This is a genomic window from Streptomyces niveus, from assembly GCF_001723055.1.
In the GTDB taxonomy this organism is placed as follows: domain Bacteria; phylum Actinomycetota; class Actinomycetes; order Streptomycetales; family Streptomycetaceae; genus Streptomyces; species Streptomyces niveus.
This window is the reverse complement of record NZ_MDCR01000222.1, coordinates 22984-33528: the sequence shown is the minus strand read 5'-3', so window position 1 is coordinate 33528 and position 10545 is coordinate 22984. Positions and strand designations below refer to the sequence as shown.

The following is a 10545-nucleotide window of genomic DNA, read 5'->3' as shown; positions in this document are numbered from 1 at the left end:
GCGCGGCTTGGCGGCGCGCGACTCGGGGACGTACCGCCAGGTCAGGATGAACGCCGTGATCCCGACCGGGACGTTGATCAGGAAGATCGCGCGCCAGCCGACCGTCTCCACCAGCAGCCCGCCGATCAGCGGTCCCGCCGCCATCGAGATACCGACGACCCCGCCCCAGATCCCGATCGCACGGGCGCGCTCGCGCGGTTCGGTGAAGGTGTTGGTGATGATCGACATCGCGACCGGGTTGAGCATCGAGCCGCCGACGGCCTGCACCATGCGGAAGACGACCAGCAACTCCAGACTCGGCGCGACCGAGCACAGCGCCGAGCCGATCGTGAAGACCACCAGCCCGGTCTTGAAGACCCGCCGGCGGCCGATGCGGTCGGCGGTGGAGCCCGCGAGCATCAGCAGCGAGGCGATGACCAGGGTGTACGCGTCGATGGTCCACTGCATACCGGCGACCGTGGTGTGCAGGTCCTTGCGGATGGACGGCAGTGCGACGTTGAGCACCGTGGTGTCGAGGCTGACGATCAGCAGACTCATGCAGCAGGTCCCCAGAATCACCAGCCGTCTGCGGGGACCGCACTCCTCGGTGGCCTCGTGGGGCGGCCCTTTCGACGGCTCCGGGTCGGGTGCGGGGCGGGGAGCTGGCATGGGGTGATGGTATGTCCGGCGCCCCGGCGGGCTCCCGCCCGCCATGCGCGACAATGGACGGATGACCGCTCCGCTCGCCCCGTCCCCCGCACCGCCCGGCACGCTCGCCGTCGGCCCGTACCCGGTCTCCCCGCCCGTCGTGCTCGCACCGATGGCGGGGATCACGAACGCCCCCTTCCGGACGCTCTGCCGGGAGTTCTCGGGCGGCAAGGGGCTGTTCGTCAGCGAGATGATCACCACGCGGGCGCTGGTCGAGCGCAACGAGAAGACGATGCAGCTCATCCGTTTCGACGCGACCGAGACACCCCGCTCGATCCAGCTGTACGGCGTCGACCCGGTCACCGTCGGCAAGGCCGTCCGCATGATCGCGGACGAGGGCCTGGCCGACCACATCGACCTGAACTTCGGCTGCCCCGTCCCCAAGGTCACCCGCAAGGGCGGCGGCTCGGCCCTCCCGTACAAGCGGCCCCTGCTGCGCGCGATCCTGCACGAGGCGGTGTCGAACGCCGGGGACCTGCCGGTCACGATGAAGATGCGCAAGGGCATCGACGACGACCACATCACCTACCTGGACGCCGGCCGCATCGCCGTCGAGGAGGGCGTCACGGCGATCGCCCTGCACGGCAGGACGGCCGCCCAGCACTACGGCGGTACGGCCGACTGGGACGCCATCGCCCGCCTCAAGGAGCACGTCCCGGAGATCCCCGTCCTCGGCAACGGCGACATCTGGTCGGCGGACGACGCGCTGCGGATGGTCCGCGAGACCGGCTGCGACGGCGTGGTCGTGGGACGCGGCTGCCTCGGCAGGCCGTGGATCTTCGGCGATCTGGTGGCGGCCTTCGAGGGTACGGGGGAACTCGCCCGGCCCGCGCTGCGCGAGGTCGCCCGGGTCATGCGGCGGCACGCGGAGCTGCTGGGGGAGTGGATCGGGGACGAGGCGCGCGGGGTGATCGACTTCCGTAAGCACGTGGCCTGGTACCTGAAGGGCTTCTCGGTCGGCTCCGAACTGCGCAAGAAGCTGGCGATCACCTCGTCACTCGCCGAACTGGACGCGCTGCTGGGCGAGTTGAACCTGGACCAGCCCTGGCCGGACGGCGCCGACGGCCCACGCGGTCGCACATCGGGAAACAACCGGGTGGTCCTGCCGGACGGCTGGCTCAAGGACCCGTACGACTGCGCGGGCATCGGCGAGGACGCGGAACTGGACACGTCGGGCGGCTGACCGGGCCGGCGACCGTACGTCTGGGACGCCGCCTTGTCAGTGCCGTACGGCATGATCCGTCGTCAGGCATGGCAACGGGCCACGGCGCGGGGGGTATTGGTGCGGACGCTGCTGTTCGGCGAGGTGTATGTGCATTACGGGCAGATGTACGTGGTCAGCGACCCGGCCGGGTTCGACTGCGATCTGCACGAGGCGTTCGCCGGGCAGGAGGGCGGGCTGTGCGGGGGAGCCACCCCCGGAGCACTCCTCCTCCTGACCGCGCTCCACACGGGCCAGGTCGGGCTCACCGTCGAACTGCACGACGAACCGCCACCGCTCGATCCTCTGTGGGAGGAGGTCGTGGAGGTGCCGTTCCGTCCGCTGTCGGACGGGACCACACTCGCGCAGTGGGCGCACGAGGACTCCTGGGAGCTTGACCTCGACGAGACCGACTACCGGGTCCGGTACAGCGCCCGGGGGATGGACGAGGCGAGAGTCCCGGAGAACTTCGAGTCGCCGGAGCCGGTGGACCACTACCTCCTCCAGTTCTGGCCGTGCCTGCCGTCACCGGCCCGCGTCGTGCGGCAGACCAGTGACCATGCCGCCTACTGGCACGCCTGGGCACGGGAGTTGCCGCCCCCGCCACCCCGGCCGACCCCGGATGAGGTGGCGGAGGCGGCCCGCCTCGCCGAGCGGGAACGTGAGCGGGAGCGCCTGGCGGAGGAGGCGCGCACCTGGGGCGGCCGGGTGCCGAGCGACCGGCTGCGCTCCGTCGGCGGCAACGTGTGGGGGATGATCCGGCTCGACGCCGCCCTCCTGCACGCCCTGGACGCGGCGGGCCCGGACATCCAGCGCGCCGTCGCCCGGCTGGCGGCCCGCCGCGCCTGTACGGTGGCGGGCCTGGCCGGCCTGGAGTGGGTCGCGGCGAGCCTCGAATCCCTCGACCGGGGAGGGGAGTTGGCGCCGCCGTTCGACGGCGGGCAGCGGCAGGTGTGCGACCTGCTGCTCACCGACGAGCGGGTGCCGCAGGCCGTTGTCGAGGTTTCCCTGAGCCGGACCGCCATCTCCCGACCGCACCTGGCCGTCCCGGCGGTGTTCGCCGCGGCGGAGCGGGACCCGCTTCTGGCGGCCGTCGACGCGCTGTTCGCCGCCGCCTCCACGTACGGCGCCGACTACGGTGTTCTGTTCGACGAGGTCCGCCCCCTCGTGGAGCTCAGGGGTTCGGATGCGTGACCTCCAGGACCGGGTTGTCGGATCGTCCGCCGGCGCGTCCGCCCTGCCGCCCCGTCAGCGCCCCGCCACCCCCGGTCCCGCGTGCCGTTCAAGCGGTGCCGCCGCCGCCGAGTTGGAGACGCTGAAGGCGACCGTGCCCGCGCGGTAGCGGTCGTCGGTCCACTCGATGGGGCGGCCCGCCGCCGTGTACGTGAGATAGCGCTGGCGCAGCAGCGGGCTGCCCCGTCTGACCCGTAGCAGTCTGGCGTCCTCGCTGCCCGCCGCGAGCGCGTCGATCAGGTGCTCGCCGTAGTGGGCGACCATGCCCGCGTCCGCCGCGATGCTGTCCATGATCGACACGCAGTCGTCGGGCAGCGCCCGTACGGCGGGGGCCACCCAGTCCGTGTAGGCGGTGCGTTCGACCAGGACCGGTTCGCCGTCGAGGTGGCGCAGCCGCAGGACGACCCGGCGGGCTCGGTCAGGCCCTCGGACGCGAGCAGCCCCACCGCCTGGCGGACGGTGCCGCGTGAGGCGGACCACCGCGCCGCGAGATTGGTCGACTCGGTCGTCGCGGGCTCCCTGGCCGATGTCGCCTTCGCCTTCACCCTGTCGGCCGACGACACCGTACGGACCAAACCGCACCCGGATCCCTACCGGGCGGCGGCCGGGCGCTTCGGCGCCCCGCCCGGCGCGTGCGTGGCCGTGGAGGACTCCCCGGACGGCACGGCGTCCGCCGAGGCCGCCGGGTGCCCCGTGCTCGTCGTCCCGTCGCTGCTGCCGGTGGCGGCGGGGGAGGGCCGGTACTTCGCGGGCAGTCTCGCGGACGTGGACCTGGCCGTGCTGGAGGGCGTGATTCTCGCCACGTCTGATAGATCCTTCGCTCAGACGAGCGGCTGACGCGCGACTGCACTTCCGGAAGGGGTGACACTGGGTGCCATCCCTTCCGCGTTCGAGAGATGAACTCAGAAGTCGCAGAAGCTGCTCAGATGAGCGGGTTTTGCCATGCAAAGGTCATGCCCGGTTCGAGGCCTGAAGGGGGCCGGGGTGAGTGATGCCCCGTCATGTGCATTCGATCCAGTGGCGGACGGGTGGTTGCGGCCGTATGACGGACAGGTGGACATGTCCAGGCACCTTCGATCTGGGTATGTTCCTCGCCGTCAGGGCAGCCAGCGCCTCCCGGAGGAGTCGAGATCCGTGTCGGAAAGCAAAGACACCCACGTAGCGGCAGGAAACGCCCCACAGGACCAGAAGTTCGTCTACGACTTCACCGAGGGCAACAAGGATCTCAAGGGCCTCCTCGGCGGCAAGGGCGCCAACCTCGCCGAGATGACCAACCTCGGACTGCCCGTCCCTCCGGGCTTCACGATCACCAGCGAGGCGTGCAAGGTCTACCTCGCCACCGGCACCGAGCCCGCCGCCCTGCGCGACGAGGTCAGCGCCCACCTCGACGCCCTCGAAAGCGCGATGGGCAAGAAGCTCGGCCAGGCGGACGACCCGCTGCTCGTCTCCGTACGGTCCGGCGCCAAGTTCTCCATGCCCGGAATGATGGACACCGTCCTCAACATCGGGCTCTCCGACAAGTCCGTCGCCGGGCTCGCCAAGCAGTCCGGCGACGAGCGGTTCGCCTGGGACTCCTACCGCAGGCTCATCCAGATGTTCGGCAAGACCGTCCTGGGCGTCGACGGCGACCACTTCGAGGAGGCGCTGGAGGACGCCAAGCGCGCGAAGAAGGCCGCCACCGACATCGACCTCGACGCCGCCGATCTGAAGAAGCTGGTCAAGCAGTTCAAGAAGATCGTCACGCGCGACGCGGGCCGCGACTTCCCGCAGGACCCGCGCGAGCAGATGGACCTCGCCATCCGCTCCGTCTTCGAGTCCTGGAACACCGACCGCGCCAAGCTCTACCGCCGCCAGGAACGCATCCCCGGCGACCTCGGCACCGCCGTCAACATCTGCTCCATGGTCTTCGGCAACCTCGGCCCGGACTCCGGCACCGGTGTCGCCTTCACCCGCGACCCGGCCAGCGGCCACCAGGGCGTGTACGGGGACTACCTCCAGAACGCACAGGGTGAGGATGTCGTCGCCGGCATCCGCAACACCGTGCCGCTCGCCGACCTGGAGGCCATCGACAAGCGGTCCTACGACCGGCTGATGCAGATCATGGAGATCCTGGAGACGCACTACCGGGACCTCTGCGACATCGAATTCACCATCGAGCGCGGCGAGTTGTGGATGCTCCAGACCCGCGTCGGCAAGCGCACCGCCGGCGCCGCGTTCCGGATCGCCACCCAGCTCGTCGACCAGGGCCTGATCGACGAGGCGGAGGCGCTCCAGCGCGTCAACGGCGCCCAGCTCGCGCAGCTGATGTTCCCCCGGTTCGACGACGGTGCGAAAGCCGAACTGCTGGGGCGCGGGATCGCCGCGTCACCCGGCGCCGCCGTCGGCAAGGCCGTCTTCGACTCGTACACCGCCGTCAAGTGGTCCCGCTCCGGTGAGCGCGTCATCCTCATCCGCCGCGAGACCAACCCCGACGACCTGGACGGCATGCTCGCCGCCGAGGGCATCCTCACCTCGCGCGGCGGCAAGACCTCGCACGCCGCCGTCGTCGCCCGTGGCATGGGCAAGACCTGTGTCTGCGGCGCCGAGGAGCTGGAGGTCGACACCAAGCGGCGCCGGATGACGGTCGGCAAGACCGTCATCGAGGAGGGCGACCTCGTCTCCGTCGACGGCTCGACCGGCAAGGTCTACCTCGGCGAGGTCCCGGTCGTCCCCTCGCCGGTGGTCGAGTACTTCGAGGGCCGGATGCACGCGGGCGCCGACGACGCCGACGAACTCGTCGAGGCCGTGCACCGGATGATGGCGTACGCCGACCGCCGCCGCAGGCTGCGGGTGCGCGCCAACGCCGACAACACCGAGGACGCGCTGCGGGCCCGCCGCTTCGGCGCGCAGGGCATCGGGCTGTGCCGCACCGAGCACATGTTCCTCGGCGAACGCCGGTCCATGGTCGAGAAGTTGATCCTCGCGGACACCGACGACGAGCGCGAACAGGCGCTGAAGACCCTGCTGCCCCTCCAGCGGAAGGACTTCGTCGAGCTGTTCGAGGCGATGGACGGACTGCCCGTCACCGTACGGCTGCTGGACCCGCCGCTGCATGAATTCCTGCCCGACATCACGGAGTTGTCGGTACGGGTCGCGCTCGCCGAGTCCCGCGAGGACCACAACGAGAACGACCTGCGCCTCCTCCAGGCCGTACACAAACTGCACGAGCAGAACCCGATGCTCGGACTGCGCGGCGTACGGCTCGGCCTGGTCATCCCCGGACTGTTCGCGATGCAGGTACGGGCCATCGCCGAGGCGGCGGCGGAGCGCAAGCACGCCAAGGGCGACCCGCGCGCCGAGATCATGATCCCGCTCGTCGGCACCGTCCAGGAGCTGGAGATCGTCCGCGACGAGGCCGAGCAGGTCATCGCCGAGGTGCGCGAGGCCACCGGCATCGACCTGAAGCTGTCGCTGGGCACGATGATCGAACTGCCGCGCGCCGCACTGACGGCCGGTCAGATCGCGGAGGCCGCCGAGTTCTTCTCCTTCGGTACGAACGACCTCACCCAGACCGTGTGGGGCTTCTCCCGCGACGACGTCGAGGCGAGCTTCTTCACCGCGTACCTGGAGAAGGGCATCTTCGGGGTGTCCCCGTTCGAGACGATCGACATGGACGGCGTCGGCGCGCTCGTACGCAGCGCGTGCGAGGCCGGCCGCAAGACCCGGCCCGGACTGAAGCTGGGCATCTGCGGCGAGCACGGCGGCGACCCCGAGTCGGTGCACTTCTTCCACCAGGTGGGCCTGGACTACGTCTCGTGCTCGCCGTTCCGGATCCCCGTGGCGCGCCTGGAGGCCGGGCGGGCGGCGGCGCAGCCGGACGGCAGCGGCGACTCCCGCTGAGTCCATTCCCGCTCCCCTGAGCCCTTTCCAGCTCCCCGTCCCGTAATGGAAAAGGCCGGGAGACAAACAAATCGGAGTGCGGCCGATGGATCCCCATCCATCGGCCGCACCCCCTTTTCCGGCCGGGCACGGAGCCGCAACCCTCACCGACCGCCGCCGGGCGAGCAAAGCCCCCCACGGCCTTCGCTGCGCCTTTCCGGTGGCTCGGGTTTCGCGCCTGACCTGCTACAGCCTTCCGTTTCGCACCCGATCCGCGCGAAGCGTTTCAACTGTGGCCGAAACACCGTGGTAACGGCCTGTGATGGCATGCATACTCAGTGCTGGGGTCGATTGCGGACGCGACATAAGTGTCAAGTGGGGGATGGGTGCTGCGAATTCATTTCACGGGAAGAGACCTCGGCGCGGTCCGGATGGCCGCCGGTCCCGACCCGCTGTGGGAAACGATTCTCAGCTTTCACCGATTGCGCGACCGGCGGGGCCCACTCGTCTTCGGGGAATGGCGCACGGAAACACGGGTGAGGTTGAAAGGTGAAACACGTCTGCTCGGCGCGCTGATACCGAAGCGCGGCTATTTCCCTGACTTCCTCACCCCCGCCGAGAGCCGCACCGGCCTCGCGGAGGGGCTGGAGGCGCTGCGCGCGACCCCCGCGGAGCGGGTACGCGCCGAACTGGCCCTGCTCGCCGCCGGTCCGCCCGCGTTCCCCGCCAGGGCCGCCGCGCTCGGTGACGACGACCCGGCTGCGGAGCTGGGCAGGCTCGCCGGGGCGCTGCGCGCGTACCACCGGGCCGCCGTGGAGCCGTACTGGCCGCACATCCGGGCCCGCGCCGAGGCCGACCGTGTCGTCAGGGGCCGGGCGCTGCTCGACGGCGGCGCCGACGCGCTGCTCGCCACGCTCCCGCCGATGATCCGCTGGCGGGCGCCGGTCCTGGAGGCCGACTACCCCGTCGACCGCGAACTGTGGCTGGACGGACGGGGGTTGCTGCTCCAGCCGTCGTTCTTCTGCCGCGCGACACCGGTCGTCCACCGCGACCCGGCGCTGCCCCCGGTGCTCGTCTACCCCGTCACGTACGCGCACGCCCCGGTCGCCGTGGGGCACGGCGGCCGGGGCGCGGGACCGTCACTCGGCCGGCTGGTCGGCCGTACGCGCTCGGCGGTCCTCGGCGCGATAGCGCACGGTACGACCACCAGCGAACTGGCCCGCAGGGCAGGGGTGTCACTGGCCTCCGCCAGCCAGCACGCGTGCGTCCTGCGCGAGGCGGGCCTGGTGGTGACCCTGCGCCACGGCAACGCCGTCCTGCACACGCTCACCCCGCTGGGCGCCGCCCTGCTGCACGGCGGCGCCCAGGGGATGCCCGGGACAGGAATCTCCGGCACGGGGATGTCCGGGACAGGGATCTCCGGTACGGCGTACGGGAGTTCGGGCTAGGGCCTGATCCAAACGACAGGCCCTAGGGGAGTCCGCTACGTACGGAACGGCCCCGTCACCTCGTAGGTGATGCCGCCCGACGAACTCCCGCTCGTACCGCGCTGGCTGGAGAAGTACAGCCGCGATCCGTCGGGCGAGAACGCCGGTCCGGTGATCTCCGAGCCCGACTGACCGCCGACGCGCAGGAACGGCGCGACGACGTCGTCGGGAGTGATCAGACAGATCTCCATGTTCCCGCCGTCCTCCGCGACGTACAGATCACCGGACGAGGAACCGGTGACGTTGTCGACCCCCGTCAGCGGTGCGCCGCCGCCGCTGACCAGCGAGTCGTCGTACGTCAACTCGTAGGTGCTCGCGGCCGGATCGACCCGCCACACCCGGTTGTCGCCCTTCGTGGTGAACCACACCGAGCCGTCCGCGTAGTAGCAGCCCTCGCCGCCGTTGAACCGCTTGGCGCCCGAGACCTGGTCACGGGTCTGGGTCGGCGAGCCGTCCGGGTCCGGCACCGTCACCCAGGTGAACGAGCCCGAGGTGGCGGTGCCCGCCCGCAGCACCTGGAGGGTGCCGGCGGAGAGATCGCCCCAGGTGGTGGGCGTGAACCGGTAGAAGCACCCGTTCGTCTCGTCCTCGGTCAGATAGATCACCTTGCGCACGGGGTCCGCCGCCGCGGCCTCGTGCTTGAACAGACCCATCGCGTCGCGCCGCACCGCGGCCTTCACACCCCACGGGTCCGTCTCGTACACATACCCGCGGGTCACCTCCTCGCAGGAGAGCCAGGTGTTCCACGGGGTGCTGCCACCGGCGCAGTTCTGCCGGGTGCCGGTCAGGATCCGGTACGCGCCGGTGATCGCACCCGCCGAGGAGAAGCGGACCGCGCCCGCGCCGCCGGACGGGTTGATCTCCGAGTTGGAGACATAGATCCAGCCGCTGCCGTCGGCGTAACAGGCGCCGCCGTCGGGGGCGTTGTGCCAGGTGTACGACGTGCCGGGCACGGTCTGCCCGGACCGCGCGACGACCCTGCTGGTGAATCCGGCGGGCAGCCGGATGTTGTTGCCGTCGGCGGATCCGAGCGCTCCGTACGGTCCCGCGCCGGGCTGTGCGGGGTCGGCGTAGGCCGCGCCGCGCCAGAGAGTGCCGCCGAGTGCGGCGGCGGAGCCGGTGATGACCGCTCCACGCAGAAAATTGCGACGTTCCACTGGGCCGCTCCATGGTGGTGGGGTGGGGCGTGAGGTCGCGTGCGCGCAACAGAGTAGGGCGAGCGGATGGCCACTGTCTGAACTTCGCGGCGGCGTGGCCGGTCATCGGCGCGAACAGCCGTGCCGCCGCGCCGTGTTGGCGCCCGGCTACGCCGCCGCGCCGCCGTCTATGACGAGGTCCGTTCCCACGACGGAGGCAGCGTCCGCCGAGGCGAGATACAGCACGGCCGCGGCCACCTCCTCCGTCGACGAGACCCGGCCGAGCGGTGACTCCTCCTTCATGCGCGAGGTGCGGTCGGCGGCGCTCTCGCCCGGACGCAGCGACATCGTGGTGTCCGCGGCGCCGGGGCTGACGGCGTTGATCCGGACCCCGTCCTGGATGTGGTCGAGTGCGGCGGCGCGGGTCAGCGCGGAGACGGCGGCCTTGGAGGTGAGATAGCCGGCCACGTTCGGGATACGCGTATGGGCACCGAGGTTGGAGGAGACGTTGACGATGGCGCCGCCCCCGTCGCGGCGCATCTGGGCGATCTCCGCCTGGAGGCAGTGCAGGACCCCGGTGACGTTGATGTCGAGCATGGCCTGCCAGTCGGCGACGGGGAGATCCGCGAGGGGTGCGCCGCCCCGGAAGATCCCCGCGTTGTTGACGGCGACGTCGAGCCGGCCGAAGTGGTCGACGGCCGTACGCACCAGGGCCCGTACGTCGTCCGCGCGGGAGACGTCGGCGGTGACGACGAGCGAGTGGCCGCCCGCCGCCGTGATCAGGGCGTGGGTCTCCTCCAGCGGCGCGGCGCCCCGGCCGGCGAGGACGACGGAGGCGCCCTCGGCGGCGAACGCCACGGCGACGGCGCGGCCGATCCCGGTTCCGGCGCCGGTGACGAGGACGGTCTGGTCGGTGAAACGAGCGGACATGGGTAACTCCCTT

The 10545-nt window shown here is 71.0% G+C and carries 8 protein-coding genes and 1 pseudogene; 5 read left to right on the top strand and 4 right to left on the bottom strand.

The genetic code is table 11. The features are described 5' to 3' along the window. Positions 1-537, bottom strand: a 537-nt coding sequence (locus tag BHU15_RS24570) for an MFS transporter (RefSeq protein WP_255293206.1), incomplete at its 3' end; no start/stop codon positions are given. Between the two features lie 154 nt (positions 538-691). Between BHU15_RS24570 and dusB the strand changes: the two genes are divergently transcribed. Together dusB and BHU15_RS24560 are read left to right on the top strand one after the other, a co-directional pair. After that, a complete protein-coding gene (dusB, locus tag BHU15_RS24565) occupies positions 692-1870 on the top strand; it encodes a tRNA dihydrouridine synthase DusB (protein ID WP_107422922.1) in 1179 nt (392 codons plus the stop codon). A 99-nt stretch (positions 1871-1969) separates the two neighbouring features. Continuing rightward, the gene (locus tag BHU15_RS24560; RefSeq protein ID WP_069629185.1) at positions 1970-3082 is read left to right on the top strand and encodes a hypothetical protein; all 1113 of its coding nucleotides are present in this window, start codon (positions 1970-1972) and stop codon (positions 3080-3082) included. A 54-nt stretch (positions 3083-3136) separates the two neighbouring features. Here BHU15_RS24560 and BHU15_RS39800 read toward each other — a convergent pair whose 3' ends face one another. Then, on the bottom strand, positions 3137-3601 hold the full coding sequence (locus BHU15_RS39800; protein WP_255293205.1) for a UTRA domain-containing protein: 465 nt from the start codon (positions 3599-3601) through the stop codon (positions 3137-3139). 12 nt (positions 3602-3613) lie between these two features. Here BHU15_RS39800 and BHU15_RS41560 point away from each other — a divergent pair. From BHU15_RS41560 to BHU15_RS24540, 3 genes and pseudogenes are all read left to right on the top strand, one after another. After that, positions 3614-3958, top strand: a pseudogene (locus tag BHU15_RS41560) (HAD family hydrolase); the annotation flags it as partial. 297 nt (positions 3959-4255) lie between these two features. Beyond that, positions 4256-7000 carry a pyruvate, phosphate dikinase gene (gene ppdK, locus BHU15_RS24545; protein ID WP_069629183.1) on the top strand — a complete coding sequence of 915 codons (2745 nt, stop codon included), beginning with the start codon at positions 4256-4258 and terminating at the stop codon, positions 6998-7000. A gap of 365 nt (positions 7001-7365) precedes the next feature. Further along, on the top strand, positions 7366-8427 hold the full coding sequence (locus BHU15_RS24540) for an ArsR/SmtB family transcription factor (protein ID WP_171908437.1): 1062 nt from the start codon (positions 7366-7368) through the stop codon (positions 8425-8427). Positions 8428-8462: 35 nt separating this feature from the next. Here the strand turns inward: BHU15_RS24540 and BHU15_RS24535 are convergent, their stop codons facing one another. Next, entirely contained in the window at positions 8463-9623 is a 1161-nt protein-coding gene (locus tag BHU15_RS24535; protein WP_069629182.1) for an alkaline phosphatase PhoX, read from the bottom strand. A gap of 147 nt (positions 9624-9770) precedes the next feature. Further along, positions 9771-10532 carry an SDR family NAD(P)-dependent oxidoreductase gene (locus tag BHU15_RS24530; RefSeq protein WP_069629181.1) on the bottom strand — a complete coding sequence of 254 codons (762 nt, stop codon included), beginning with the start codon at positions 10530-10532 and terminating at the stop codon, positions 9771-9773. Positions 10533-10545 lie beyond the last annotated feature (13 nt).

Coding starts and splice junctions, on each gene's coding strand:
- BHU15_RS24530 (WP_069629181.1), bottom strand. CDS start 10,532: ATGTCCGCTCGTTTCACCGACCAGACCGTCCTCGTCACCGGCGCCGGA.
- dusB (WP_107422922.1), top strand. CDS start 692: ATGCGCGACAATGGACGGATGACCGCTCCGCTCGCCCCGTCCCCCGCA.